The sequence below is a fragment of the Eisenbergiella sp. OF01-20 genome (genome assembly GCF_003478085.1).
Classification (GTDB): domain Bacteria; phylum Bacillota; class Clostridia; order Lachnospirales; family Lachnospiraceae; genus Eisenbergiella.
Genome location: NZ_QUES01000001.1, coordinates 46745 through 73399 on the forward strand (window position 1 = coordinate 46745; position 26655 = coordinate 73399).

At 48.6% G+C, this 26655-nt stretch carries 22 protein-coding genes; 13 read left to right on the plus strand and 9 right to left on the minus strand.

Features of this window, described 5'->3' with window-relative positions:
- Nucleotides 1–46: 46 nt before the first annotated feature.
- On the minus strand, nt 47–1000 hold the full coding sequence (locus DXA36_RS00250; protein ID WP_118676343.1) for a multicopper oxidase domain-containing protein: 954 nt from the start codon (nt 998–1000) through the stop codon (nt 47–49).
- A gap of 315 nt (nt 1001–1315) precedes the next feature.
- Between DXA36_RS00250 and DXA36_RS00255 the strand changes: the two genes are divergently transcribed.
- From DXA36_RS00255 to DXA36_RS00260, 3 genes are read left to right on the plus strand one after another with little or no spacing between them, the layout of a single operon-like run.
- Nucleotides 1316–2239, plus strand: a complete 924-nt coding sequence (locus DXA36_RS00255) for a phosphotransferase (protein WP_182478847.1) — start codon at nt 1316–1318, stop codon at nt 2237–2239.
- A complete protein-coding gene (locus DXA36_RS32765; RefSeq protein ID WP_182478848.1) occupies nt 2240–2413 on the plus strand; it encodes a hypothetical protein in 174 nt (57 codons plus the stop codon).
- On the plus strand, nt 2410–3432 hold the full coding sequence (locus tag DXA36_RS00260) for a hypothetical protein (protein WP_118675697.1): 1023 nt from the start codon (nt 2410–2412) through the stop codon (nt 3430–3432). The genes DXA36_RS32765 and DXA36_RS00260 overlap by 4 nt, the downstream gene beginning before the upstream one ends.
- Nucleotides 3433–3574: 142 nt before the next feature.
- Here DXA36_RS00260 and DXA36_RS00265 read toward each other — a convergent pair whose 3' ends face one another.
- Nucleotides 3575–4465, minus strand: coding sequence for a MerR family transcriptional regulator (locus DXA36_RS00265; RefSeq protein WP_118675698.1), 891 nt, complete (start codon nt 4463–4465; stop codon nt 3575–3577).
- A gap of 158 nt (nt 4466–4623) precedes the next feature.
- On the opposite strand from DXA36_RS00265, the gene DXA36_RS00270 reads away from it, so the two are divergent.
- The 3 genes from DXA36_RS00270 (at nt 4624) to DXA36_RS00280 (ending at nt 6921) form a co-directional block, all read left to right on the plus strand.
- Nucleotides 4624–5292, plus strand: coding sequence for a TetR/AcrR family transcriptional regulator (locus tag DXA36_RS00270; RefSeq protein ID WP_118675699.1), 669 nt, complete (start codon nt 4624–4626; stop codon nt 5290–5292).
- Between the two features lie 176 nt (nt 5293–5468).
- Nucleotides 5469–6389: a DUF4097 family beta strand repeat-containing protein gene (locus DXA36_RS00275; RefSeq protein WP_118675700.1), complete on the plus strand. Its 921-nt coding sequence runs from the start codon at nt 5469–5471 to the stop codon at nt 6387–6389.
- A gap of 259 nt (nt 6390–6648) precedes the next feature.
- Nucleotides 6649–6921 (plus strand): zinc ribbon domain-containing protein, encoded by a 273-nt coding sequence (locus DXA36_RS00280; RefSeq protein WP_118675701.1) that lies wholly within the window; start codon nt 6649–6651, stop codon nt 6919–6921.
- 140 nt (nt 6922–7061) lie between these two features.
- On the opposite strand, the gene DXA36_RS00285 is transcribed toward DXA36_RS00280, so the two are convergent.
- Nucleotides 7062–7994: a helix-turn-helix transcriptional regulator gene (locus tag DXA36_RS00285; RefSeq protein WP_118675702.1), complete on the minus strand. Its 933-nt coding sequence runs from the start codon at nt 7992–7994 to the stop codon at nt 7062–7064.
- A 102-nt stretch (nt 7995–8096) separates the two neighbouring features.
- Here DXA36_RS00285 and DXA36_RS00290 point away from each other — a divergent pair, with 102 nt between their 5' ends.
- Nucleotides 8097–8588 (plus strand): cysteine hydrolase family protein, encoded by a 492-nt coding sequence (locus tag DXA36_RS00290; protein ID WP_118675703.1) that lies wholly within the window; start codon nt 8097–8099, stop codon nt 8586–8588.
- On the opposite strand, the gene DXA36_RS00295 is transcribed toward DXA36_RS00290, so the two are convergent.
- Nucleotides 8577–9470, minus strand: coding sequence for an AraC family transcriptional regulator (locus tag DXA36_RS00295; protein WP_118675704.1), 894 nt, complete (start codon nt 9468–9470; stop codon nt 8577–8579). The genes DXA36_RS00290 and DXA36_RS00295 overlap by 12 nt on opposite strands.
- A 337-nt stretch (nt 9471–9807) precedes the next feature.
- Here DXA36_RS00295 and DXA36_RS00300 point away from each other — a divergent pair, with 337 nt between their 5' ends.
- Entirely contained in the window at nt 9808–10230 is a 423-nt protein-coding gene (locus DXA36_RS00300) for a YjdF family protein (protein ID WP_118675705.1), read from the plus strand.
- Nucleotides 10231–10262: 32 nt separating this feature from the next.
- Here the strand turns inward: DXA36_RS00300 and DXA36_RS00305 are convergent, their stop codons facing one another.
- Complete coding sequence (locus tag DXA36_RS00305) at nt 10263–10949, minus strand: DUF2461 domain-containing protein (protein ID WP_118675706.1); 687 nt, start codon at nt 10947–10949, stop codon at nt 10263–10265.
- 14 nt (nt 10950–10963) lie between these two features.
- Nucleotides 10964–11803, minus strand: coding sequence for an RNA polymerase sigma factor (locus DXA36_RS00310; protein ID WP_118675707.1), 840 nt, complete (start codon nt 11801–11803; stop codon nt 10964–10966).
- A 200-nt stretch (nt 11804–12003) separates the two neighbouring features.
- On the opposite strand from DXA36_RS00310, the gene DXA36_RS00315 reads away from it, so the two are divergent.
- Together DXA36_RS00315 and DXA36_RS00320 are read left to right on the plus strand one after the other, a co-directional pair.
- Entirely contained in the window at nt 12004–13941 is a 1938-nt protein-coding gene (locus DXA36_RS00315) for a GGDEF domain-containing protein (RefSeq protein WP_118675708.1), read from the plus strand.
- Between the two features lie 90 nt (nt 13942–14031).
- Complete coding sequence (locus DXA36_RS00320) at nt 14032–16224, plus strand: hypothetical protein (RefSeq protein ID WP_118675709.1); 2193 nt, start codon at nt 14032–14034, stop codon at nt 16222–16224.
- A gap of 137 nt (nt 16225–16361) precedes the next feature.
- On the opposite strand, the gene carB is transcribed toward DXA36_RS00320, so the two are convergent.
- The 3 genes from carB to DXA36_RS00335 form a co-directional block, all read right to left on the minus strand.
- Nucleotides 16362–19586 (minus strand): carbamoyl-phosphate synthase large subunit, encoded by a 3225-nt coding sequence (gene carB, locus DXA36_RS00325; protein ID WP_118676345.1) that lies wholly within the window; start codon nt 19584–19586, stop codon nt 16362–16364.
- A gap of 282 nt (nt 19587–19868) precedes the next feature.
- A complete protein-coding gene (locus tag DXA36_RS00330) occupies nt 19869–21224 on the minus strand; it encodes a B12-binding domain-containing radical SAM protein (RefSeq protein ID WP_118675710.1) in 1356 nt (451 codons plus the stop codon).
- Nucleotides 21225–21314: 90 nt separating this feature from the next.
- Complete coding sequence (locus DXA36_RS00335) at nt 21315–22694, minus strand: MATE family efflux transporter (protein ID WP_118675711.1); 1380 nt, start codon at nt 22692–22694, stop codon at nt 21315–21317.
- Nucleotides 22695–22872: 178 nt separating this feature from the next.
- On the opposite strand from DXA36_RS00335, the gene DXA36_RS00340 reads away from it, so the two are divergent.
- The 3 genes from DXA36_RS00340 (at nt 22873) to DXA36_RS00350 (ending at nt 26655) form a co-directional block, all read left to right on the plus strand.
- Nucleotides 22873–23397: a PadR family transcriptional regulator gene (locus tag DXA36_RS00340; protein ID WP_118675712.1), complete on the plus strand. Its 525-nt coding sequence runs from the start codon at nt 22873–22875 to the stop codon at nt 23395–23397.
- 276 nt (nt 23398–23673) lie between these two features.
- Complete coding sequence (locus tag DXA36_RS00345; protein ID WP_182478849.1) at nt 23674–25014, plus strand: methyl-accepting chemotaxis protein; 1341 nt, start codon at nt 23674–23676, stop codon at nt 25012–25014.
- Between the two features lie 255 nt (nt 25015–25269).
- Entirely contained in the window at nt 25270–26655 is a 1386-nt protein-coding gene (locus DXA36_RS00350) for a glycoside-pentoside-hexuronide (GPH):cation symporter (protein WP_118675714.1), read from the plus strand.

The following is a 26655-nucleotide window of genomic DNA, read 5'->3' on the forward strand; positions in this document are numbered from 1 at the left end:
GAAAACGCCTGCCTTAGATACCAGAACATATCCCCGTATTCCATTCCTATACATAGTGGGGAAGTTTGGGGAAATGCGTATGTATTTCCGGAACATGGGGATTGGTGTCCGTGTAATTAACGGTGGTAAACATACCTCCCAGCGTGGGTACGCCATTATTGGTAACATGATGGGGCATATGGCAGTGCATCGGCCAGACACCGGGATTGTCGGCAATAAATTCAATATCCCAGGTCTCCCCGGAGGCTACGAGAATGGTATTCTTGCAGATTTGGGCATTGGGAGAGATGGGAAAACCGTCCGCACCTGTTACCCGGAACTGATGGCCGTGCAGATGGATGGGATGATGGTGCATCTGGATATTGCCGAAACGTATCCGTACCAAATCGCCGCAGTCCACCTGCAGAGGGAGCGTCTGTGGATAGGCTTTTCCATTGATGGTAAAGAAATTGAACATCGGCTTCACAAAAGTCAGCGGATAGGTACCCGGGGTGAGATCCCCCCAGGGAAGTTTATTAACGGCCCATTCCTGCAGGATACACAGATAATCCTTATCCGGCCCGGGACACTGCGTACAGGGGTTTTCCACAATCAGCCCGCCGAAGAGGCCGGCATTGTCCTGAATAGGGACTTCCACATGGGAGTGATATAAATAGGTACCGGGGGGATTCCGGATCGTAAAGGAGTAGTCGAAATATTCTCCCGGGTCAATGTAGGGAGAAGGCTCCAGAGGCGGTACGCCGTCCATAACGTTCGGAACCTCAAGCCCGTGCCAGTGGACACTGGTGCGGTGGGGAAGGTGATTGATGACCCGGAAGGTGACTTTATCTCCGGGATATACATGGATCGTGGGACCGGGCGTGGATCCGTTGTAGCCCCATGCTTTCACAACGATACCGTCAACCAGCTCCCACAGCACTTCCTCTGCCGTCAATTCAAAGAATTTTCTCCCGTTTACAAAGGTGCAGGGCAAATCCGGAATGCCTGGTGTTATTACCATAAATACTTCATCCTTATAGATAGGTGTTGCTACAATATATTTTATATTCCGCAGAATATGACTTAAGAAAAGGTACATCCTGCATTTTCATTATACCAGACAAGGTACCTGTTTACTTCAGAAATAAGCTCGGGGAAGGCTGGAAAATGATTCTATGGTAAAATGATTAAGAAACCATGATGTATTGCGTTTTAGATAATTGTAATCCGGCTGTTTATTGTACTTGTTAAGCTGTGTATATTATTCATTTTGTTTAACGGCCGGATGTTATGGGTAAGGACATGGGATAGGGGTAGGGAAAGGGAAAACGAAAATATGGCAAAAGAAAACGATAATAATTTAGAAAAGAAGGCAATATCCGAAAATATATTAAAAGGCTGGGGCATAACCGGAGAAGCAGAACAGATTTATAATACGACCTGGCGTATAGAAGACAAATACGTTCTGAAACGTTATGAGGATCTGGATACACTGAAAAAAAACGGACAAATCCTTACCGTCCTTCATGAAATGGGAATCCCTGCTGCTGAGATTATCCCTGCAAATTCCGGGGAGCTTTATGTGGGCCGGGACGGCCGGTATTATATGCTGACCAAAAAGCTGCCTGGGAATAAGAAAACCGATATAAGGCAGGAAGGCATGGCTGAGAAAATGGGAGAAATCCTTGGACGCCTGCATCTGGCCTTTCAAAAGTGCGAAGATCGGCTGGTGTTTTGCGACAACAGCCTTCTGGATGAAATGAACGGCTGGGTTGCCGAGAGTCTGTTACGGGAAAAGTGGATGGAAGAGGGGCGCTTCCGCAGGGCCGTCAGCCATTTACAGGAGGAATACGAAGCATTGCCCAGGCAATTGATACACAGAGATGTTCATTTCGGTAATTTTTTATTTGATCAGGGAGAATTTTCCGGATATATTGATTTTGACCTGAGTCAGAAAAATATCCGTATTTTCGATATCTGTTATTTCCTCACAGGTCTGTTGTCTTCACAAATTGACAGCGGTGTGAACACGGACGAATGGTTTCGGATTGTGCGGGAGGTGGCAGCAGGTTATGAGAAGCAAATCCCGTTACTGCCGGAAGAAAAAAGAGCCATACCTTATGTAATGGAAAATATTGAACTGCTTTTTGCCGCTTATTTCAGCCGGCCGGAACAAGCCGTTTACAGGGAAAACGCACTTATGCTGTTTGATTTTGTGAGCAGACATGAATCACGGCTTCATAAGCTGTTGGAAGAGTAAATGGTGGGGGAAATAAAATGTAGGGATTCAGACATTTTGCTTCCTCTTTCCCCCTGCTCCGTAACGATTGATGAATCCTATCGGATATGGCGGGAACTGGTGAAGGAATTGCAGGAAATTGTGAAGGCGGAAGATAGTGCAGGTAACGGCGTGTCCAGAAAGGAGGAACTATGAAATTAAGCAATTCTTCCTTTTTAAGAGCAAAAGAATTTATATATAAACATGGAAGAAAAATTGATATAGCATGGTTTGAGTATCACTTCATTCACCATTCCACGGAAGTGTTTATGAAGATCTTGGAAGGGTACCAATATGAAAATGGAGGATTTGGGGGACTTGTTACAGAATTTGAATATACAGGTCCCTGTTTAAAAAGTACGGAACATGCTTTTCGTTACATATTTGGTTTAAAAGAAAGGCCAGATGCAGGAAATCCGACCATACAGAAAATGATGAAATATATATTGGAAAGATATCAGCCAGAACTAGGTTGCTGGGGAAATTTACTTGTACCTGAGGTAAATGAAGCGCTACATGTCTGGTGGTGGGAATATAAGAATATAGAAATTTATTATAAAGATTTTGATAGTCAGGTAAAAAGCTATAATCCGAATGGACAGGCGGCATTAGCAGCATTTGTGGCATTATACAGTGAACTGCTCTCTCAAAAAAAATATAAGGAAATAATAAGTTGCCCTGTGGAAAAGGTGCTCAGATATTTTGATAAAGAATCTCCTTTCTACTGTGAGATGTCTTCGGATCCCTCCTATGAAGCTGACTACATGGTGCCGTATAATATCAAATGTTATCAGCAATTCGTAAATTGTTTACAAGCAGATAGTAACATTTACAGGGACGATGCTTTAGTAGAAAGATTAAAGCAAATATTAAGCAGGGAACCGACAGCATGTATGGAATTAGAAGAAACTGCCTGGGCAGATGGATATCATGAGACACCATGTGACATAGTAACGGATCCTGACAGTTTTTTGTATCCATTTGTTAAGACGGAAGTAGATGGGGCACTGGATTATTTAATCCGCCGCCAAGATAAGGATGGGGGGTGGCACTTGACTTATCAATTCGGAGAGCAAGATGAATTCCGTAAATTAGAAAGACAATACGAAGCCAATATGACGGTTTTGTATCTGGCAGAACTAAAAAACTTCCACAGAATTGACATAGACGTATGAGGCTCCTTTATATTATAGTAAACGTCTGTGCCGCTCTTATGCCGCATAGGCGTTTACAGCAATCATAACATCATTCTCTTTACCGGCCGTTGTGCCGGTCGTTTTCCTTGTTTCCCTTTCGGCGGCTTCCCAAGCCCGGCCCTTAGCTCTTTTTCATGACCAGATTGTAGTTCGAATCATAGTACAGTCCCAGGTCATTGCAGATCCGGTCGTTAATCTGCATCAGTGCATCATGATATTTTTTGTATTCCGGGGAAAGGCGGATCATATTAGGAATAAAAATATCATTATACCCGCAGTCCTGAAGCCGTTTCATAAATCTGCGCTGGGAAATAAAGGCAGGATGGTATTTGAAGAAGAAACGGTTCTTCATCCGTACATTTTGCTTCGTTTTTTCACGCAGCTTCCGGTATTCTTCTTCTGTGGGAGAAGAGAGCTGCCGCAGCTGTTCCTCCATCCGCGCTGCGGCTTGTTCCATGCCGGGTTTGGGGAGAAGGTACATCACGTAGCTGCTGATCCACATAAACAAAGGAATACGGATTTTGACATTGTCCCAAAAGGCGAGGATATTCCGGTAAGCTTCCTGCTGTTCTGGAGTAGTGATGGTGATTTGCAGATAGGGCTGGAAATGGTTCATAAAAAAGTATCCGAAAAAACCGGGCAGCATGTCGTGCATGGCATCGGCTATGCTGTGGTAATCCACTGCCTGATTCAATGCATCCGCATTATTATCCGTCATAAATTGACGCAGGGCTTCCAGTTCTTTCTGATTCTCCAGGGAAAGGGCCTTTTTTTCTTCATAAATATGCTCCAGAAGCTGTGTGTCCGCTCCCGACAGCAGCGTGCGGATGGAGGATATGCCAATCCCCAGCTTCCTGTAGGCGGATATTTCTTTCAGGGTATTGATATCCTCCTCTGTATAATTTCTGTAACCATTCGTGTCCTTCCTGATATGGAGAAGTCCCTGCTCCTCGTAATACTTAACTGCCCGCTTACTTAGTCCGGCCTGTTCAGCCGCCTCGTTGATTTTCATAGCGAAGCCTCCCTTCTAAGAGGATTGTAAACCAATACGCCGCGTACAGGTCAAGAGGAAAGTTATAGTAACCGGTAAAAAATCAGAAAAAACCTTGACGGCAGGAGGCAGCAGGCGTATTATATAGTAAATGAACAATTCATTCACTTGGAGGTGTTATGGAAAACGAAAGAATAAAAGCGATACACGATGCGGCGGTCCGCCTGTTTCTGCAGCAGGGTTATGCACGGACGCAGATCAGCCACATTGCCAGGGAAGTGGGGGTTTCTGTGGGAACCATTTACCATGATTTCACCGGAAAGCAGGAAATCATGCATTTTGTACTGAAATGTACAATCACTCCCGGCTTTCTGGACAGGGAATTTGAAAGGCCGGTGACTGATGAGCTGTTTCAGGGACTGGAAGACGAAATTATGGCTGTTTTCCGGAAATCGGCGGATGCGTTTTCCGGGAGGTTCAGAGAGGGCAGGGAAAACTATGATTTTGCTTCCCTCATATCCGATGCTTTTGATATGCTGTCCCAGTATGCGGTGGGATGTCTGTTTATTGAAAAGAATCAATTTGATTTTCCGGCGCTTGCCAGGGATTACAGAGAATATCGGAAGCGTTTTTTTACTGCCATGACGGATTACCTTACCTTTTTTATGGAAAAAGGGATGATAAGGCCATTAGAAAACAGGGAGCTTACCACAGCGCTGATTGTGGAGCAGCTGGCCTGGTGGGCAATGGATATGCGGTATAACTCCTTTGAAGCGCATCATATATCACTGGAGGATGCAAAAAACGTATGTATGGATAACCTGATCCATGCGTATGTGCAGAGATAGCTGAAATTAACAGGGCAGGGCGCCCTTTTAATTTTATTTCAAAAATGAATGAATGATTCATTCAACACATCTGGCCATATTCGGGCTTTCCGGGATCGCTATAAAAAGATTCGGTTCATCTTCCCGGAAAGAAGCCAATACCAGATGAAGTGCTGTCAGCACGGATTGGAGAGGAAATGAGTAAAAAATGGAAAAAAACGATAGCGGGATGTGTTCTCCTGTTTGCGGGTATTCTCGCTGCCGGCTGTACCGGTTGGAAAGAAGAGCGCATGGTAAACGAAATGGTTTTCGATTTGCAGGGAATATCGGAGCTTGCGGTTACTTATGATGAAGATACGATACTCTTCTATGAAAGCCGGGGAGAGAAACTGGTGGTCAGGGAATATATGACGGAAAATAAGAGGCGGTATTATGCCCATACGGACATGGAAAAAAGCCGAATCCATATCAGCGAGGGAAAAAGGCCGTTTTTTAAGGATGGATTTACCTGCCGGGTAGAGGTCTGGCTGCCAGCCTCTTATGATCGGGATCTTACCGTTATCACAACAGATGGTGAGATAGACATGTCACAGATGAAGCTGACCCTGGATTCCCTGCGTGCGGAAACCACTTCCGGCAGGATACGTCTGGAACAGGTGGAAGCATCCTGCCTGGAATTTGCATCCACAAGAGGAAGCCTGGATTTGGGCCGTATCTGTGCCGGAGATATTAAGATACATACTACAGAGGGAGAGGTGAAAATATCCCGCCTGGAAGGAAAGGTGAATTATACCACTACCCATGGAAGCCTGGAAGTGGACGAAGCTGTAGGCAGCGGGGGTTATCATACCTCCAATGACGGCCTGCTGCAGATCCGCTATGTGAAGGCGGACGGGGATTTACAGCTTTATAATAAAAACGGAGATATCCAGCTTACACTTCCTCCGGCACTCGGGTTTCACCTGGAAGCGGTAAGCAAAAACGGTTCCGTGGCTGCAGATTTCGGGATGGAGGAAAAGGCGGAAAAAGGATGGATAAAAGGTACAAATGGCGATTCCCCCTATGTGAAGATCCGTCTGGAGTCCCGGAACGGAAATCTGATAATAAAAAAAGGATAAGGGATCAACTTCTGGACCGGCTGTATACGATCCGGGGAAAAAAGGTACCCGCTCCTTTGCACCTGCCGCAGCGGAGTATAGACCAAATACCTGCGGATTTTAGTCCATTGTGCTTGCTGCGGGATATTTATATTTCTTATGATAAGATGACATACAGTTGTCATATTATGTATGTTACTATGAAAAAGGATTCAGATAAATGTAACACTTCATATCGGACCGGACGGTCACGGATAAGCAGGAAGAAAGGGGTTTAAAAATGGAAGAAAGATATTGCCAGAGCTGCGGTATGCCTATGGGTGAAACAGAGGAATTGTATGGGACGGAGGCGGATGGGAGCAGGAGCAGCGACTATTGTTCCTATTGCTATCAGAATGGTGCCTTTACGTCGGAATGTACCATGGAAGAAATGATAGATGTGTGTATTCCGCCCATGCTGGAGGCAAACAGCGATATGAAAGAAGAGACAGCGCGGGAGATGATGCAGAACTGGTTCCCTTCCCTGAAGCGCTGGAATGAGCAGGCGCTCTGAACCGTTGAAGACGCAGGCCGTCAGGAAAATAGAAGCCGGCAGTACAAAACAGCGTTTAGGGGGACACCCATAGAACAGCATAGGAATGTTTTCGGGAAACGGCATAGCTTCGGCTATGCCGTTTTGCCTTACTCTGTATATCAGCTTTCATAAATCGCAGCGATATCATATATTCTGCGTTTTATTTCTGCGCGGATAGGTAACGGTTCTAAACACTCGCATTTATTTCCGAAACTCAAAAGAATATCGTAATAGTATTCGTTCTCTGTGAAAGGAAAATTAACAATGTAATGCTCGTCCCCGTCTGACGAAAAATCTTCATAAGTACAAAAATCAAGCACTCTGTCCATGACAGATTCATGAATGCGGATTTTAATTCTTGTCTGCATGGCTGCCCACATAGCATCAAAATCCAACTGCGGTTTTTGATAATCGCGCGGCGTGAAAATTTCCTCTTGCATTTGCAGATTTGACATGCGGGATAATCTGAACAAGCGAAACTCATTTCGATTGTGGCAAACCCCATATAAATACCAGTGGCTGCTTTTCAATACAAGCTGATACGGCTCGACTGTTCTCACAGTTTTGTTCCCGTGGTGGGCTATATATTCAAAGGTCAGCAGCTTGCTGTCCTGCAAAGCTGTTTTGATAAGTTCCAAATAGGGCTGTATGTTGCTGTTGCCTATCCACGGACTTAAATCTATATATATTTGATTTACTTTTAATGCAATGTCTTTCGCTTTGTCAGCAGGTATAAAACTTTTGACTTTTGCGAGAGCGTGTACCAGTTCATCACCTCGTATCATGTTTGAAAGACTGGAAAGCCCCATTAAGAGAGCGGAAAGGTCATCGGCCGAAAAAAACTTTTTATCAATCTTGTATTCCTCCATGATTTCAAAGCCGCCGCCCACTCCCGATGTTGAGCGAACGGGGATACCTGCCATATTGATTGCGTCTATATCGCGGTAGATTGTGCGGGGTGCAACTTCAAACATATCTGCTAATTCCTGTGCGCCTATCCGCTTTTTATCAAGAAGTATCATAATAATACTAACAAGCCTGTCTACTTTCATTAGCAGCCGCCTTTTATTTTAGATTGTTGCCATAACGTTGTCAACAATTACATGGTACAATAAAATTGGAAACAAATCAACTGCCTATCAGGAGGAAACACTATGCAGAAAAAAGCTTTAGTCGTTATAGACATTCAGAATGACATAACAAAAAATTACAAAGAAATTATTGATAATATCAATATGGCTATTGATTGGGCGGTCAGTCATAACCTTCCTGTTGTTTATATAAGACATGAAAACTTATCGGCTGGCACGAGGACTTTTAAGCCAGGTACACATGGAGCTGAATTGGTTTCAGACTTGAAAATAGTATCAGACAACATTTTTACTAAATGCAAAGGAAATGCATTGACCTGTAAAGAATTTTCAGACTTTATCAGTAAAAATGAAATATGCGATTTCTACATTACAGGGGCAGACGCCGTTGCTTGTGTTAAATCGACCTGTTACAACTTATGCAAAGCAAACTATGGTGTTAATGTACTATCCGATTGCATTACCAGCTATGACAAAAGAAAAATTGAAGAGATGTTACGCTATTATGAAAGCAAAGGCAGTACAATTATTAGTTTGAGTGACCTAATGATTTAATGCCGTGCGGCATGCCGGCTGTTTTTCTTTTACCGGAATCCAGATTTCACTGCTGTAATCGGGTGCGGAGGTATCACCGGGAGTATACATTTCTATATTTATGCTGTGGGCAATTTCATATCTGGTATTTCCCGGAAGCCATTCTTTGAAAATCCGCGTATTTATGGCCTGTAACGCTCCGGGAAGAGGCCCTGTGCAGCCAAATTTCACCCAGGTGAAGGCAGGGATTTCCATAACCTTCATATCCGGTGGGACAGGGCCTCCTTCATAGTCTCCCGCGATTACATAGCGGAAGCTTTTGGGATGCTCCTTATCAGCGATGCATATCCCGTATTTTCCCAGATTGCTGTTTTCACCCAATTGCTGACAGAGCTGTTCCTTCCTGCCGGTACAGAACTGCTTCCAGAAGGGCGGGATTTCATCATATGCGCCGTCATAGAAGAAGGTTTCCTCTATTCCTATAACAGGAAAGGCATCCAGTTTTTCCAGGGTATAGTTCAGATTACTTCCGCCTTCCACCGAGATTGTGATCTGAAGAGGCAGGAAAACCCGGAGCCTGTGAGGCTGCTTCTTCAGCTGGCGGGGCGCCAGGCCGTGAAAACGGCTGAAAGCCTTGGTAAAGCTTTCCGGCGTTTCGTATCCATATTTGTAGGCGAGATCGATCACTTTATCATTCCCTGCCAGTACATCCAGGGCGGCCAGGTACAGACGTCTGTTCCTAAGATACGTTCCGATGGTCATACCTGTAATGATTTTGAAGCCCTTCTGGAAATAAAAGGGGGAAATACTTACATGCCGGGAGATATCCTCCGGCGTGATAGTTTCCGGCAGATGCGCCTCCATATACCGGATGGATTCCTTCATTGCTTCCAGCCATTCCATGCTTCGTTCTCCTTACCTGTTTTTTTGCTCCGGCTTTTCTTCCGCTATTGATAACAGGAAAGGGGCCGGTACTTTCTTTTTGTGAGATATCATAACACATATGATTGCAGAAGGGAAACCGCGTTTTAGGGGGGATTTCACAGACAGATAACCTAATGCATAAATAGCATTTCCCACACAGTGTCAGAATGTGCTATAATATTCCCACAAAGATAAAAACACAGTCCCGGTAGGTAGTCCGGGCGCAGCGGACAATATTCATAAAAGCGCTGTCAGTAACCCTCCCTCCTTGGGTCGTCCGTTCTTTGTTCATCACATGCATTAAGGAGGATATGTCATGGACAAAGTATCGGCATCGGTCAAACTGAAGGTGTTTTTTGAGGAACCCTTCTGGGTGGGCATTTTTGAGCGCATCCGGGAGGACTGCGTATCGGTTTCCAAGGTGACGTTTGGAGCGGAGCCAAAGGAGTATGAGGTGCTTGCATTCCTGTTGGAAAATTATGATAAGCTGCGGTTCAGCCCGTCAGTGAAAACGGTAGTAAAAGAAACGGGATCCAATCCCAAACGGATGCAGCGGATAGCCGGCCGGGAACTTAAGGAACCGGGCATCGGGACGAAGTCCCAGCAGGCTTTAAAGCTGCAGCAGGAGCTTGCAAAAACGGAGCGCCGCATTTACAGCAGGGAACAGAAAGAAGCTGAGAAAGAGCAGCGCTTTGCGCGCAAGCAGCAAAAAAGGAAAGAAAAGCACAGGGGCCGGTAAGGTCTCTGTGTTTTTCTTTCCCAGATGGGGAATCAGCCCCTTTCCGGCATACGGAAGCCTGCCAGCGCCTGATTCAGGAAGTCATTAAAGGGCCGCATCTGCAGAAATACGGCGGCGGCATTCCGGGCAAAGCATTCGGCATTTTCCAGCTCTTTGTCGGATACGGGATATTCAATTGCCCAGCTTTTATGCTTCAGATATTCAGCGGTGGAAAGCGTTTCCTCATAATCCTTCGGAACCTTTTTCAGTTTTTCCCCGATCAGGGTAAAGTTTTCCGTAAAGGCCGGATCCGTAAGGATAGCTTCCCATTGCTCTCCTTGGGTGGCAATGCGGCGGCGTATCATAGAGGTAGCCTCTTTAAACTGGGAAGCGAACAGGCCGCCTCCGAGAAAGCTGTTTCCCGGTTCAATATGCACATAAAAACCTACCGGAATGGGAAGGCGCCCGGCGGGGGATATATGGGCTCTTAAGGAAGTATGGTAGGGGGATTTGTCATGGCTGAACCGGGTATCCCTGGCATACCGCAGGATAAAATCTTTCACGTCATGTCCGCCGGACATGGGACAGCCTGCGGCGGAAAGCCCGGAAAGGATCCGGCACAACAGGGTTTCAAAATCGGCATTCGCTTCCCTTTGCCAGCTTTTATTGCCGCTCAGCCATTCTTTGCTGTTATTTTCCTTCAGGGCAGTTAAAAAGGGCAGCATACAGTTGTCATTCATTTCTATCTGTCTCCTTATGCATTCATAATATAGCTGCATTTGTCCGATTGCAGAAAGTCGGACAGGAATTTCCTGGCTTTTTCGGTGGTCCGGAAGGAGGGGAGAGAAGAAAAAAGCAGGGAAAGATCATCGATCTCCTCCATGTTTTTTACAAATTCTTCCGCTTCCGGGTTGGGGACGGCCAGCGGGGAATATTCCGCAGCTTCCGGATAGATGCGGTGTGTGGCGGCAGCGTAAGGAATCCTTCTTTTGCAGGAACATTTCCCACCGGCAAGGCCGCAGTATTCATTCAGGAAAGCGGACATTTTTTTTCGGATCCGGGAGAGCTTCTGACGGTAATTTTCAGCGGACATATCCAGAATCTCACCGGCTATCCGGCTGTCCGCCCGGAACATAGTGCCCAGGACGAAAATACAGCGGCTTTCCGGATCCAGACATTGCAGCATGACGTTGGTACAGGAAAGCTTCAGCTCCTGTTCCAGCAGATCGTGATCCAGATCAGGGGAGAGGGCAGGGAGATCCCGTTCCTTTCCGCTGTCGATATCCGCTCCGTAGAATTCAAAGCTTAAAGGCCGGTTGGCAAACATATGCTTTTTGTAATCCTTCAGGTGATTGACGGCAATTCGGAAAACCCATGTGGTGAAAGCGCTTTCACCAAGGAATGAAGACAGATGTGTCATTACCTTTAAAAGAATTTCCTGGGCGGCATCCTCCGCATCCGGCACCGTTCCCAGCATGCGCAGGGACAGATGAAAGACAGGATCCTGAATTCCCGTCAGCAGTTCTTCCAGCGCCCTGCGGTCGCCCGACACCGCTTTTTCCACGGCGGCTGTGATTTCTGGTTGGTTGTTCATCGATTTTTTCCTCCTTTATATTGTTAGACGGCGGCTTCTGCAATATGTGACAAACTTTTTAGAAAACGGTTATGCTTTATAAAAGGTTCTTTTTCCTGATTGCCATGGTGCTGCCATACCCAAACAGGAGAAAAAACCAAAAAAACAGGTACATCCCTTGAATTATAACAGACGGAACCATATACTGATAGAAGGAATACATGGAAAAGGAGCATCCCATGCAGAAAATCTTTACCCGCTATATCAGTGTTGTGGTCATTGTGGCCCTGATGGCCATATTCGGAGTAAACTGGTTTTTCCAGGAATATAATGCGAGGAAGCAGATGACGGAAAAATCACAGATGAAGCTGGATCAGATCATACAGACGCTGGAGAACAATGAGGTGGAGCTGGAAAATCTGAAGGAAAGCCTGGATGAGGATTACCTTACCAGAGCTTATGCGTTTGCCTATATCATCGAGCAGAACCCGGAGGTACTGAACAGCCAGCCGGAGCTTGAGCGGATCGCAACGCTTCTGAATGTGGACGAACTGCATGTGATTGATGAAAACGGAATTTTGTTTGCAGGCAGCATTCCCAAATACTTCGGCATGGATTTTCATGACACGGATCAAACGAAGGAGTTTCTGGCGATTTTAGAGGATCCGGAGTCGTGCCTTGTGCAGGATATACGGCCCAACGGTTATGAACAGAAGATTTTCCAGTATATCGGCGTGCCCAGACAGGATCAAAAAGGAATCGTCCAGGTGGGGATGGCTCCCACCAGAATGCTGGAGGCCCAGAAAAGGAACCAGCTGGATTACATACTTGCAAGAATGCCTGTTGAGGCGGGCAGCACGCTGTTTGCAGTGAATACGGAAACGGGAAAGGTTCTGATCTGCCGCAATGGCAATACAGAGGAAAGGGAGCTTTCTTCGTTTGGTTTCGACATAGAGGATGTGAAAACCCTTTCCGGCGGCGGATTTATGCAATCTGAAGGAACAAATGTGTTTTTTGTAACGAAGGAATACGACAATATGGTTCTGGGAATCGGAAAAGAAGCGGGGGCGCTTTATGAGGACAGGAACCGGCAGATCATCCTCACCACGGTTTTTCTGGTATTTATCTCCCTCGTGATGATATCCCTGATCAACCGCCTGCTGAAGGCACAGATTGTGAACGGGATCCATCGGATCACCGGTGATTTGGAGCGGATTACCGAAGGGGATCTGAATACGGTGGTGGATGTGGACAACAATCCGGAATTCCGCCAGCTTAGCTCCGGAATCAACAAAATGGTTGCAGGTATACTCAGTGCTACGGTTCGGGTATCCCAGGTAATTGATATGGTGGATATGCCGATAGGCGTATTTGAATATGGGAGGGACGGCAGGGAGGTTATGGCGACCGGCAGGGTGCGCCAGGTATTCGGCTGGACGGAGGAGGAAGCACAAAGCCTTTACCGGGAAAAAGAACGGTTTGAAAAGCGCCTGGAGGAAATCCTTGGCAGACCGGAGGAAGGGGAACGGGATATTTACCGCTTGTCCGATGCCCCGGAAAAGTGGATCAGCATCCGTATGAATTCGGATGAAACCGGAACCTTCGGCGTGGTGGCAGATGTTACCAGGGATATCCGGGAAAAGCAGAAAATCCTGCACGAAAGGGATTATGATTCCCTTACCGGCCTCTGCAACATTGATACCTTCAAAAAAGAAGCAACCCTTGTCCTGAAAAAGGGCGGTTTCGGTGTTGCCGCCATGGTAATGCTGGATCTGGATAATTTCAAGCACATAAACGACAGCTACGGCCATGATTGGGGAGATGAATATCTGCGGATCTGTGCCGGCATCCTGGAAACGAGTAATGGCGACCGAGGAATTGCAGCACGCCGATCGGGAGATGAGTTCTGTCTGTTTCTCCATCATTTTTCCTCTAAGGCGGAGCTTGCCAATTATATGGAGGAATTTTACGCCAGGCTGGATATGACGGAAATCCTGTTCCCGGACGGAAGCAAGGGCAGGCTTGCCATATCCGCCGGGCTGGCCTGGTACGGGGACGGCCTTGACAGCTGCGGGCCGCTGCTGAAGGCCGCCGATTATGCGCTGTATGACGCCAAAAACAGCGGAAAGGGGATTATAAAACAATACACCCTGGATTAAATTTATGCGGAACAGCCCAAAATACCACTTTAAAAAAGAGCGGAGGTTATGGTATACTGTGTGTAAACGCTTACATAAAAGGGGAAACATATGGGATTATCGATTTTAACTGAAAAATTTAAAAATCCGGACAGGGAATATACCGCATTTCCCTTCTGGTTTTTTAACGGTGATTTTACGGATGAGGAAATTATCCGCCAAATCAGGGACTTTAAGGAGAAGGGGATTTATGGTTTTGTCCTGCATCCCAGGATGGGGATTCCGGAAAGCATTCCGTATTTGTCGGATATCTTTATGCATTATGTGAAAACAGCGGTGGAAACGGCGCGGGAAGAAGGGATGCAGGTGGTGCTGTATGACGAAGGCATGTACCCTTCCGGTTCGGCCCATGGCATGATTGCGGCGGCGGATCCGGCGCTGGCTTCTGTGGGGCTTACGCTGGAGGACAGCTGGAATACGCAAGGGCATCCCCCTGAGGAACGTCCTGTGGCCCGGCTTGCCGACGGAAAATTCCTGGTGTGCAGGCATAACCGGGGAACTATCCGGGGGATTCATTTCGGCGAGGATGACGGAGAAGCAAAGGCACCGTTAAGTGCGGATATCCTGAATCCGGCGGCGGTGGATTTATTCCTTCAGCTGACCCATGAACGTTACTATGCGGTTTTGAAGGAGTACTTCGGTACCACGGTAATCGGTTTTTTTACCGATGAACCCAGTATTCTGGGCAGAAACGGCCTGGGTACCCCGGAAAAGCCTTTCTTTCCCTGGACACCGGGACTGGAGGAGGAAATCTGCAGCCGCGGGGGCAGGCCGGAAGAGTTGGCAGCTCTTTTTGAAGGAAAGGAAAACAGGACGACAGCTATTTACCGTCAGGTAATTACGGACAGGGAAGGCCGGGTTTATTACGGAAAGCTTTCCGCCTGGTGTGAGGCGCATGGCATCGCGCTCATGGGACATCCCCATCAGAGCGATGATATTGATGTACAGCAGTTTTTCGGGGTTCCGGGGCAGGATCTGGCCCTGCGCTGGGTGGCTCCGGAAAAAGGCGGCCTGGAGGGAATGGACAGCGTCATGGGAAAATGCTCCTCCGATGCCGCAAGGCTGATGGGAAGGCGCCGCAATTCCAATGAGTGCTTTGGGGCATGCAACAGGTCGGAAGGAGGCAGGCAGGTCCCCTGGTACTTTACCGGCAGCGATATGAAGTGGTATCTGGACTGGCTGGCGGCCCGGGGCGTAAACCTGTTTATCCCCCATGCGTTTTATTACAGCATTGAAGGCGCCAGAAAGGAGGAACGTCCACCGGATGTGGGGCCAAACAGTATCTGGTGGGGCCGTTACCGGCAGATTTCCGGTTATATGAGCCGCCTGTCCTATATGGGGACGGATGTGAAGAACTGTGCCCGGGTGGCGGTATTATGTGATAACAGGGATTTGCACTGGAAGGAAATGCGGGAATTTTATGAAAGCCAGGTGGAATTCAATTACCTTCCCCTGCGCTTTCTGGAAGCCTGCAGGGAAGAAAACGGAAAGCTGCTATGTGGGGATCAGACTTATGACTGTATGTTTGGGGAGGAGAAATACGGGCGGCTGCAGGAGCAGCTGCGGGAGCGGATGCCCGGAGTGAAACGGATCCGCTCTGCGGCGGAAGCGGGACGGCAGGATATGCGTCTGCAAAAGCCCTGTCCCTCCCTTCGGCTCACCCATTTCATCAAGGAGGGAAAGGAATGCTTCTTCCTGGTGAATGAAGGGGAAGAGACGATTTCAGAAACGGCGGAAATCAAGATAACGGAAGATAAGAATTGCTGCCTTGCCGCCTGCGATCTCTGGAAGAATGAATACTATGGGATCCTCGTCCGGCAGCAGGAGGGGTATTTGGCCTTTCCGCTGGAACTCGGGAGAAGGGAAAGCCTGCTTTTGCTTTTATGTACGGAGGAAGAATTCCGGGAAGCAGGTTTCCGGTACCGGGCGGAAAAAGAAGAGATCCGGATCCGCGGCTGGAAGCTTATCGGGGAGAAACCCCATGATCTTCAAAAGGAATATGAAGGAACCTTCTATTGGGAAAAGGAAAGAGACAAAAAAAAGAGATGGGTGCTGCATACGGCGGCGGAAGAAATGGTGGAATATTACGTTAACGGCCGTTTTGCCGGTGTTACGTTATGGAATCCCCATGAAATAGAACTGTCCGGCCTGTTGGAGGAAGGGGAGAACCATCTGCGCATCGTGGTGACCGGAAATCCGGCAAACCGGTATGGGGCAGCAGATATCCCATACGGATTATTATAAACCAGAAAAAAGAAGCCCTGTACGTGTTCCGGGTTAAGGATGCACCCGGAAATACGCGCAGGGCTTTTCTCTTCGGCAGCAGTAACTGTCCCGCAGAGCTGGGGGTGCAACAGGTACTGTTCCGGTTTTTAGCGGTATTATCTTTCCTCGATTTCTCTGTGAAGCTCTTGAATGGATTTCACATCCCCGTTGCCATGTTCCTTCACATATTTGATACCGTTTGCGGTTGCTTTCGCCGCCGCAATGGTGGTCATATAGGGGATTTTTGCCTTGATGGCGGCCTTACGCAGATAGCTGTCGTCGTGCACGCTTTCCTTGCCCACGGGAGAATTCACCACAAGCTGGATTTTGCCGTTGGTTATGAGATCCAGGATGTTAGGCCGTCCCTCATAAAGCTTATTGACCTTTTCAGCTTCAATGCCGGCTTCCCGGATCAGGCTGCAGGTGTTCTTCGTGGCTGCGATATGGAAGCCGGCATCTGCGAAAGCCTGTGCGACCTCCACAACCTCTTCCTTATCCTTGCGGTTAACGGAAATCAATACGGTGCCTTCCAGGGGAAGACGGGACTGTGTGGCTTCCTGGGCCTTATAGAAGGCTTCCCCGTAGGAATAAGACAGGCCCAGCACTTCGCCGGTGGAGCGCATTTCCGGTCCGAGGACAGGATCCACCTCCGGGAACATATTGAAAGGGAATACCGCTTCCTTTATCCCGAAATAGGGGATATGCTGTTCCTGCAGAGCAGGCACGGGAGAGGGCTTTCCGGTCAGTTCGGAGGTGATGATATCGATGGCAAGCGGCACCATGCGTATGTTGCAGACCTTGGATACCAACGGGACCGTACGGGATGCGCGGGGATTGGCCTCCAGCACATAGACTGTTCCGTTTTCGATGGCATACTGCATGTTCATCAGACCCTTGACATGCATTTCTTCCGCAATTTTTCTGGTATATTCTTTGATTGTTTCCACATTCTCCGCAGATATATGCACGGAAGGAATGATACATGCGGAATCCCCGGAATGCACGCCTGCCAGCTCAATATGTTCCATTACTGCAGGAACAAAGGCATGTGTGCCGTCGCTGATGGCATCCGCTTCACATTCCATGGCATGGTTCAGGAAACGGTCGATCAGGATGGGGCGGTCCGGGGTTACTCCGACTGCGGCCTTCATATAGCCGGCCATGCTTTCCTCGTCATAAACCACTTCCATCCCTCTGCCGCCCAATACATAGGAAGGGCGGACCATAACGGGATATCCAATTTTTCCGGCGATGGCCAGCGCTTCTTCCACCGTGGTGGCCATGCCTGATTCCGGCATGGGAATTTCCAGCTTTTCCATCATGGCACGGAACAGATCCCTGTCTTCCGCCAGATCGATCACGGAAGGGGCGGTGCCGAGAATCTTCACGCCGTTCTTTTCCAGCTCGTTCGCCAGATTCAGCGGTGTCTGGCCGCCGAACTGGGCAATGACACCCACCGGTTTTTCTTTTTTATAAATACTCAGAACATCCTCCAGCGTCAGAGGCTCAAAATAGAGCTTATCCGAGGTGTCGTAATCCGTGGACACGGTCTCCGGGTTACAGTTGACGATAATCGTCTCAAAGCCCAGATTTTTCAGTGCCAGGGACGCATGGACGCAGCAGTAATCGAATTCGATGCCCTGACCGATACGGTTGGGGCCGCCGCCCAGAATCATTACCTTGGGCTTATCGGAATTTATCGGGTTTTTATCCTCTCCGTTGTAAGTGGAGAAGTAGTAGGCGCTGTCCGGAGTGCCGCTTACATGGACGCCCTCCCAGGTTTCTTCTATGCCCAGTTCGATACGGCGGCTGCGGATATCCGCTTCCGGAACTGCAAGGATCTGGCTTAAGTATTTATCGGAAAAGCCGTCTTTTTTGGCAGCGATGAGGTTTTCATCGGAAGGAAGGCTTCCTTTGCCGGCGGCCAGGGCTTCCTCCTCCTCCACCAGCTCCTTCATCTGCTGGATAAAGTAGGTCTTTACCTTGGTGATTTCATGGATTTCGTCAATGGAAGCGCCTTTGCGGAGAGCTTCATACATGATGAAATGCCGTTCGCTGGAAGGGGTGATCAGAAGGGTGAGGAGCTGTTCCTTCGTCTTGCTTCCCAGGTTCCCGGCGTTGCCCAGGCCGTAGCGCCCGGTTTCCAGGCTGCGGATTGCCTTCTGGAAGGCTTCCTTATAAGTTTTGCCGATGCTCATGACTTCGCCTACCGCACGCATCTGGGTGCCCAGCTTGTCCTCCACACCCTTGAACTTTTCAAAGGCCCAGCGGGCAAATTTGATAACCACATAATCGCCGTCAGGCACGTATTTGTCCAGCGTTCCGTATTTCCCGCAGGGAATATCCTTCAGGGTAAGGCCGCAGGCGAGCATGGCGGATACCAGTGCGATGGGAAAACCGGTGGCTTTGGAGGCCAATGCGGAAGAACGGGAGGTCCTGGGGTTGATTTCAATAACAACGATACGGTCGGTTTCCGGATCATGGGCAAACTGTACGTTGGTGCCGCCGATAACCTGGACGCTTTCCACAATCTTATAAGCCTGCTCCTGCAGACGTTTCTGGCATTCCCGGGAAATCGTGAGCATGGGGGCGGAGCAGAAGGAATCGCCGGTATGCACACCCAGAGGATCGATATTTTCAATAAAGCAGACGGTGATCATGTTGTTTTCACAGTCTCTGACAATTTCCAGTTCCAGTTCTTCCCAGCCGAGTATGGATTCCTCAACAAGAACCTGTCCCACAAGGCTGGCCTGCAGGCCTCTGGCACAAACTGTTTTCAGCTCGTCCACATTGTAAACAAGTCCGCCGCCTGCACCGCCCATGGTATAAGCCGGACGGAGGACTACGGGATAGCCCAGACGGTCAGCGATAGCCAGCGCTTCTTCAACACTGTAGGCAACCTCACTGCGGGCCATTTCAATCCCCAGCTCATTCATGGCTTTTTTGAATTCTATCCGATCCTCACCCCGTTCGATGGCATCCACCTGGACGCCGATGACTTTCACATCATATTTTTCCAGGATTCCGGCTTTGTTCAGCTCCGAACACAGATTCAGCCCGGACTGCCCGCCCAGATTGGGAAGCAGGGCATCGGGCCTCTCTTTGGCAATAATCTGCTCCAGCCGTTCAACGTTAAGCGGCTCAATATAGGTTACATCTGCTGTTTCCGGATCCGTCATGATTGTTGCCGGATTGGAATTGACAAGAACGATCTCATAGCCCAGTTTACGCAGCGCCTTGCAGGCCTGGGTACCGGAATAATCGAATTCGCAGGCCTGGCCGATGATGATGGGGCCGGAGCCGATGATCAGTACTTTGTGGATATCTGTTCTTTGTGACATAATTCCTCCATTCTGCTGCCAGGACGGCAGCCAGCTTACGGGGAAAACTGGTACATGCGTCTGCACGCAAGCCAAGGCGGAAAGAACCATCCGGTCCCTCCCGCACATTCCTGACAGTTCAGACGCTCCTGAACTGTGACGCACATTCTTCTGTAATTTCCCTTTGCAGTCTATTATATAGGATATTGCGGAAAAGGGAAAGAGATTTCTTTTCCGGATTCACCAGGAATTGTTACCGCACGTAACCGTTCAGACGGCCCTTTGTGTCCTGCGGCATCCCCTTTACCGGCCCAGAAGAAAGCGGGCGATCAGCTTCGGGGCGTTTATAAAGTCATAGGAGCCGTAGCGGCGTGCGAGGAAAAACAGCCGGAGGACAAGGATATGGTAGCGCAGGTAGAAGGCGGGGACGCTCATGTGGGCAGGGGGGAGGAGGACATGGGTGTAGTCCCATTTGCGCCAGTCGCGGGTGAGCAGGTCTTTTTGGCAGCGGTCATACATCGGGGTTCCCGGAAGCGGGGTGATGATGGAGGGAATGACGTATTCCAGCTCCTGTTCTTTCACCCAGCGGTACATGGAAGTAAAATCCCCTGCCGTGAAGTCGGTGTCAATTATCATCATGGCATAGAGGCCCGCATGGATGCTTTTCAGAAAGCGGATACAGGAAAGGCTGTCTTCCACAGCTATTTTTTTATCATATTTTTCCAGGTAGTTGTCCCGGACGGCTTCGAAGCCGACGATAAAGTAACGGAAGCCGATTTGGGTAAGCTCTCTGATAAGTTCTTTATTATTGAGGATAAAATCACACCTGCCGTAGCAAATATAATTTTTTCGGATTCCAAGGCGGCGTATCCAGGCAATGAATTCGGAAATGACCGCAGGATCCACGAGAAAATTATCATCCACAATATAAATGGTATCGCTCCGGACTGCCTGGATTTCCTCTGCAAAACGCTGTATATCCTTATGTATATAGCGGCCGCAGTTCATCATGGTACGGTAGCAGAAAGTACATTTGTGGGAGCAGGAATACGCAAAACGGACACAGGCAAGGGGGTTGTGCCTGAGCAGGCGGAAACAGGATTGATACCGGTAAAAATGGGAACGGTCAATGTGCCGGGGAAGACAGTTAATATCATAGGGGGTAATGGTATTTTCCGCCCAGCTGCCGTCTCCCTTCCGGAAGCAGAGGCCGTTCAGCGCTTCCAGCCGGTCTGTTTGGATTTCCGGTTCTGTCTGCAGGGAGGCGACGGCGGAGAGCACGGCGGGATCATAAGAACGGCAGATATAATCCACGGTATCCGCATAGAGGTATGCGTAATTGTGCTCTGCAAAAATCCCTCCCAGTACGGTGGTTATCCGGGGAGAATAAGCCTTGGTCCTTTTCATATAATCCAGCATATAGGGAACCTGTTTGACAACGCCGTCCGCATAGACCAGCCGGGGAGCAAAGGCGGACAATACCTGTTCATAGCCTGTCTGCTCCCGGTCGGGATCGTAAATGCGGACGGTATGGCCGTCCTGTGTGAGGACTGTATATAAGATTTCTGTGTCCAGGGGTTCATTTTCAACAATGCCGATGGAACGGAAATGGGTACGTGTTTCTTCCGTATGGATCAACAGGATGCGGGTCGGGTTCATGGTTTTTCCTTCCGTTGTATAAGTTTATGCTGCACCTATTTTACCATAGAATATATTATTATGCATGAAATTTTATTTTTCGCATCTTTTTCAGGCCGCCGGTTCTCTGTCAGGCGCTGCCGGTACGGTGCGTGACAGCTCTCTGTGAAGCTGAACGGCCATGATTACCGTGACGGCAGCGGAGAGGACATCTGCAATCGGCTGGGCATAAATAATGCCGTTGATACCGAACAGGGACGGAAGAAGCAGGATGACGGGCACAAAGCAGATTCCCTGCCTGCAGGCGCCGAGGATACAGCCCTCCTTTGCTTTGCCCATAGCCAGGAAAAGGGAGGAATATACCGTGTAGAAACCAAAGGGGAGGAAGGAAAGGCCGTTTGCCCGCAGGGCGGCCTGTCCCACCCGTATCATATCCATATCCCCTTTTGTGAACCGGGCAAGGATTGCCGGGGAGAAAAGGGCGGCGGCCAGACCGAAAACGGTGCAAAACAGCGTGGACCACAGGATGGACGTGTTAATGGCTTCCCGCAGACGGCTGTAATTGCGGGAGCCGCAGCTGTAGCCGGCAATAGGCTGGAAGCCTTTGATAAAGCCGAATACCATAAGGCTTCCCACAGACATAATCCGCGTCACCGGCCCCATTGCGGCGAGTACGGAATCCCCATACTCTTTTGCCGTGCTGTTGATGAGGGTAATGGACAGGCTTGTCAGCAGCTGGAATACCAGAGTGGGAATTCCTATTTTCAATATTTCCGACATGATTTCCCTGGAAAAACAGCAGTCCTTGATACGAAAGTGAAATACGCTTTTTTTTCGGAAAATATAGCATAAGTATACCAGCGTGGAAACCAGCTGTGAAAGGGCGGTTGCTATGGCGGCGCCGGCTACGCCCAGCTGCAGGCCGTAGATAAAGAGGGGATCCAGAATTACATTCAGTATGGCTCCGGTCATGAGTACACACATGGTGGTTTTGGCGGCGCCTTCACTTGATACGATGTTGTTCATGGTGACATTAAAAACATTGAAGATGGAGGAGGCGATATATATGCCCGTATAGGACACCGCATAAGGCATGATGCTTTCAGTCGCTCCCAGCAGCTTAAGCAGCGGACTAAGAAAAAGCAGGGAGCAGATGATGACCGCCGCGCCTACGGTTATGCTGCTGTATAAGGCGGTGCTGGCGACCTTGTCCGCCGTATTTTTTTCTCCGCGTCCCAATAGACGGGAGAGATAGGAGGCGGCGCCGTTTCCGAACAAAAGGCCCAGGCCGACCACCACCTGTCCCAGGGGATAAGCCACGGTGATTGCTCCCATCTGGCTGGTGCCCAGCCCTCCTACAAAATAAGCATCCACCAGATTGTATAAGGCATTGATCATCATGCCGATCATGGTGGGAAGCCCAAGGGCGAGAAGCGCTTTGGGTATCGGTGCGCTTCCCAGCAGTTCCATTTTCCTGTCAGTTCCGTTCATGTGTAAATCTCCTTTCGTGTAGTGTAAGTTATAATACTATAAATTATAGTACTTGATCTGCGTGGCATATAGTACTATAATTTATAGTACTTGTCAAGAAGAATAAGAAACAAAAGAAATAGTAAGCGGCCGGAAATCCCCGAATATCGGCAGGAGCGGAAAAGAAAAGGAGGACATCATGGCCACCATAGATTTGATTGTATTGGGAATACTGAAAAAAGAGCCGTTAAGTGCTTACGATATCCAAAAAACGGTAGAGTACCGCAACATTTCCCGCTGGGTAAAAATCAGCACTCCATCCATATATAAGAAGGTAATCCAGCTGGAGGAAAAAGGCTATATCAGCAGCACGATGGTAAAAGAAGGGAAAATGGCGGAAAAAGCCGTCTATTCGTTAACGGATGCGGGCGGGGCGGAATTTGAAAAGCTTATGGGGGATATAGCAGCAAAACCCATCCATATATTTCTTGATTTTAATGCGGTGATAGTGAACCTGGACAGCCTGCCCCCTGAAAAGCAGAAGCGGTGTCTGGATAATATCGAACACAATGTTATCACGATGAAAGCAAACCTCGAAGAAAACATTGCCCGGAAAAAGGATATGCCGGAAATCCCGGAAACCGGAAAAGCAGTTTTGCAGCAGCAGTATATATTGATACAGGCAATCGAAACATGGATTGCCTCGCTGAAAAGAAAATTTTGAAAATAATAACAGCTTTCTGACACAGGATCAGGAGAAGCGGATACGGACGGCGGCCCCCCGGGCTGCCGTTCTTTGTTTCCTGCGTTAACTTTTTTGAATCTTATCCGATTAAATAAGTAATTGAAGAATAATTGCTTCCTGAAGGGGGACTGCCCGGTACGGATGAGAAGGTGGTGGATGCTTTATCGGAGAGAAGAACAAAATACGTTGAAAGAAGATATTGTTACAGTACTGCTGTATTCAAAAAAGGAATCGAAGAGATTGGAGAGAGTAAAGATGGTTAACCGAGAAAAAATGTTGCTCCTGTGTGCAAAAATTGTGAGTGTTGTAATCGCCTTATTTATTATAATCAATTGTATGAAAGGGACCTTTTTAGTGGGCGGGCTTCTGCTGCTTACTTCCCTGATTTTGATTCTGCCTGTTTTCCTGGGGAGAAACCGGATACCGGAGGTTCCCCTTTGTGTTTTTTTCTGTGTGGGCCTGAATGTGATTGTGTTTATCGTCTGCCTGCTGGGAGGAGAAGCAGTTGCCAGTATTCCCATTTTCATCTGCGCGGGAACCATATCCGCAATCTTTTTTGAACCAAAACTGGTGAAAATAGGGTTCACGGCGGCGATTCTTCTTTTTTCTGTCCAGACCGGCCTGCTGTGGCTGATTAACGGGAGCCTGCCCGTGGATGCCTTTACCTTGCTGGAATGCCTTTTGGGAATGATCGTATGTGCCGTTCTTGTTTACCGCAGTGTATCCAATGGCGTGGCATATCTGGAAAAAGCAACGGAAAAAGAAAAGGAAAGTGAAAAACTGCTGTCCACCGTAAACCGGCAGCGTGAAGCGGAGAAAAAAGCGATGGAGCAGCAAAGATATACGCTTACCCGGGTGGACGAGGTTTCTTCCAGCATAATGGCAAAATCGGGACGGCTGGCGGAAGAGGCGGATACCTTGGCTTCCGGGGCGACGGAACAGACGGATCTCATTAATGAGCTTTCATCTTCCATAAAGGATATTCTGCTTAAAATCAAGGAAACGGCCGATTATTCCCTGAAGGTGCGTTCCGAGTCCGAGGAAATGAGTTCCAATGTGGCGCTGGGAAGCCAGAAAATGAACGATATGCTCAAAGCGATAGAGGATATTTATAACAGCTCCGTTTCGATAGAAAAAATCATCAAAACCATTGAAGATATTGCATCACAGACGAATATCCTGGCGTTGAATGCGGCGGTGGAAGCCGCGAGGGCCGGTACTGCCGGCAAGGGTTTCGCCGTGGTTGCGGATGAAGTCCGTAATCTGGCCGTGAAAAGCAGTGAGGCGGCCCAGAGCACCACGGAGCTTATCGGCACATGTCTCAATACGATAACAAACGGCAATAATATTGCCGGGGAAACGGCTTCCGCTTTGGAGAGCATACGCAGGAGTGTGGAGGAGGTGTCCTCCAAGACCGGACAGATTTCGGAAATGACAGAGGAACAGACGATTATGGTTACGGAGATCAACGACAGCATACAAAAAGTGATCTCTGTTATCCAGGCATCGGTTATGGCTGCGGAAAATACCGCGGATACCGGTAAGGCCCTGCAGACGGATGCGGATCTTCTCCGGGCGCTGGGGACAGGAAAGTAACCCTTTCATAAAAATAGAATAACGCAGGAATCAACGGCCCGGAAGGCCGCAGGGGATTGGCATGGCCGGTTCTTCCTGCGGCCTTTTCCTGTGGATGGAGAGAGGATGCTGATAGCAGGGAGATCTTGGCTGTTTTGCACAATTATCAGTTGCAACCATGTCCGTTCTGGGGCATAATGAATATAGATGCTGAATATAGATGCCAAGGCAGCAGGAAAGACAGACGGTCCGCGGGGACAGCAAAGGGGGAGTTAAGTGAAACAGAATCGGAAACGCAACAAGTATACGTTCGGGTTAGGCACGATAGGCAGGGATATGGTCTATTCCATGGTGAGCATGTACCTGATTTATTATCTTACGGACATTATAGAACTGCCCACATCCGCTTTGTGGTGGATAACGGTCATTGTTCTTTGTGCCCGTATTTTTGATGCGCTCAATGACCCGATCATGGGGGTGGTGGTGGATAATACCAGCACCCGGTTCGGAAAGTTCAAGCCATGGATAGCCCTGGGAGCGCTGCTTTCCGGGATGTTGACCGTGCTGCTTTTCACGGATTTCGGGCTTCGGGGGGCGGGGTATGTGGCGGTGTTTGCCCTGATTTATATAGCCTGGGGGCTTGCCTATACCGCTAACGACATTTCCTATTGGTCCATGCTGCCCTCTCTGAGCCTGGAGCAAAAAGAAAGAGAGCAGATTGGTGCGGTGGCGAGAATTTGTGCCAATGTGGGCCTGTTCTTTGTGGTGGCGGGTATTGTACCCATTACTACGGCGCTGGGCAATGTCCTCGGCAGCATGCAGAAGGGGTATTTCGCTTTTTCCCTGCTGGTGGTGGGGATCATGTGGGCGGGCCAGTGCATTACGCTTGCCGGTGTCAGGGAACCGCGGGAGCTTGTGGCACAGAACAGCCATACCAGCCTGAAGGAGCTTCTGAAGGTGATCTTCGGTAATGACCAGCTATTGTATACGGCGGTGTCCATGGCCTTATTCATGATAGGCTATACCACCACCACGAGCTTCGGCCTTTATTTTTTCAAGTATGCCTATGGGGATGAAGGGATGTATTCTATTTTTGCGCTGATTCTGGGCGTTTCCCAGATTGCGGCCCTGGCGGTGTTCCCCCGGGTCAGCCGTTATTTTGAGCGCAGAACCCTGTACGCCTTTTCCACCGGACTGGTGGTTGCGGGTTATGTGATTTTTTTCTTTGCCCCGCTTACCACCATGCTGTTTATCGGCATTGCGGGAGTGCTTCTTTTTATCGGGCAGGCATTTATCCAGCTGATGATGCTGATGTTTCTGGCGGATACGGTGGAATACGGCTTTTGGAAATCCGGAAGGCGCAACGACAGCATTACCTTTTCCCTCCAGCCGTTCATCAATAAAATGGGAGGAGCCGTTGCCAGCGGTGTCGTGAGCGCAACCGTCATACTTTCGGGAATCAAGGATGCGCAGGATGCCTCCCAGGTGACGCCCCGGGGGCTGCTTATGATGAAAACTGCCATGATGATCTTCCCTTTGCTGTGTATCCTTGCAGGTTTCCTGCTATACCTGAAAAAATATAAAATAGACAGCAGCCTGTATGCCCGGATCCTGAAGGAACTGAAGGAACGGGGAGATATCCGCACAGAGGAAGGAGAGTAA

Bases quoted from the DNA above. Each gene is read 5' to 3' on its own strand.
- DXA36_RS00250 (WP_118676343.1), bottom strand. From the start codon at position 1,000: ATGGTAATAACACCAGGCATTCCGGATTTGCCCTGCACCTTTGTAAAC.
- DXA36_RS00255 (WP_182478847.1), top strand. From the start codon at position 1,316: ATGGCAAAAGAAAACGATAATAATTTAGAAAAGAAGGCAATATCCGAA.
- DXA36_RS32765 (WP_182478848.1), top strand. From the start codon at position 2,240: ATGGTGGGGGAAATAAAATGTAGGGATTCAGACATTTTGCTTCCTCTT.
- DXA36_RS00260 (WP_118675697.1), top strand. From the start codon at position 2,410: ATGAAATTAAGCAATTCTTCCTTTTTAAGAGCAAAAGAATTTATATAT.
- DXA36_RS00265 (WP_118675698.1), bottom strand. From the start codon at position 4,465: ATGAAAATCAACGAGGCGGCTGAACAGGCCGGACTAAGTAAGCGGGCA.
- DXA36_RS00270 (WP_118675699.1), top strand. From the start codon at position 4,624: ATGGAAAACGAAAGAATAAAAGCGATACACGATGCGGCGGTCCGCCTG.
- DXA36_RS00275 (WP_118675700.1), top strand. From the start codon at position 5,469: ATGAGTAAAAAATGGAAAAAAACGATAGCGGGATGTGTTCTCCTGTTT.
- DXA36_RS00280 (WP_118675701.1), top strand. From the start codon at position 6,649: ATGGAAGAAAGATATTGCCAGAGCTGCGGTATGCCTATGGGTGAAACA.
- DXA36_RS00285 (WP_118675702.1), bottom strand. From the start codon at position 7,994: ATGAAAGTAGACAGGCTTGTTAGTATTATTATGATACTTCTTGATAAA.
- DXA36_RS00290 (WP_118675703.1), top strand. From the start codon at position 8,097: ATGCAGAAAAAAGCTTTAGTCGTTATAGACATTCAGAATGACATAACA.
- DXA36_RS00295 (WP_118675704.1), bottom strand. From the start codon at position 9,470: ATGGAATGGCTGGAAGCAATGAAGGAATCCATCCGGTATATGGAGGCG.
- DXA36_RS00300 (WP_118675705.1), top strand. From the start codon at position 9,808: ATGGACAAAGTATCGGCATCGGTCAAACTGAAGGTGTTTTTTGAGGAA.
- DXA36_RS00305 (WP_118675706.1), bottom strand. From the start codon at position 10,949: ATGAATGACAACTGTATGCTGCCCTTTTTAACTGCCCTGAAGGAAAAT.
- DXA36_RS00310 (WP_118675707.1), bottom strand. From the start codon at position 11,803: ATGAACAACCAACCAGAAATCACAGCCGCCGTGGAAAAAGCGGTGTCG.
- DXA36_RS00315 (WP_118675708.1), top strand. From the start codon at position 12,004: ATGGAAAAGGAGCATCCCATGCAGAAAATCTTTACCCGCTATATCAGT.
- DXA36_RS00320 (WP_118675709.1), top strand. From the start codon at position 14,032: ATGGGATTATCGATTTTAACTGAAAAATTTAAAAATCCGGACAGGGAA.
- carB (WP_118676345.1), bottom strand. From the start codon at position 19,586: ATGTCACAAAGAACAGATATCCACAAAGTACTGATCATCGGCTCCGGC.
- DXA36_RS00330 (WP_118675710.1), bottom strand. From the start codon at position 21,224: ATGAACCCGACCCGCATCCTGTTGATCCATACGGAAGAAACACGTACC.
- DXA36_RS00335 (WP_118675711.1), bottom strand. From the start codon at position 22,694: ATGAACGGAACTGACAGGAAAATGGAACTGCTGGGAAGCGCACCGATA.
- DXA36_RS00340 (WP_118675712.1), top strand. From the start codon at position 22,873: ATGGCCACCATAGATTTGATTGTATTGGGAATACTGAAAAAAGAGCCG.
- DXA36_RS00345 (WP_182478849.1), top strand. From the start codon at position 23,674: ATGGTTAACCGAGAAAAAATGTTGCTCCTGTGTGCAAAAATTGTGAGT.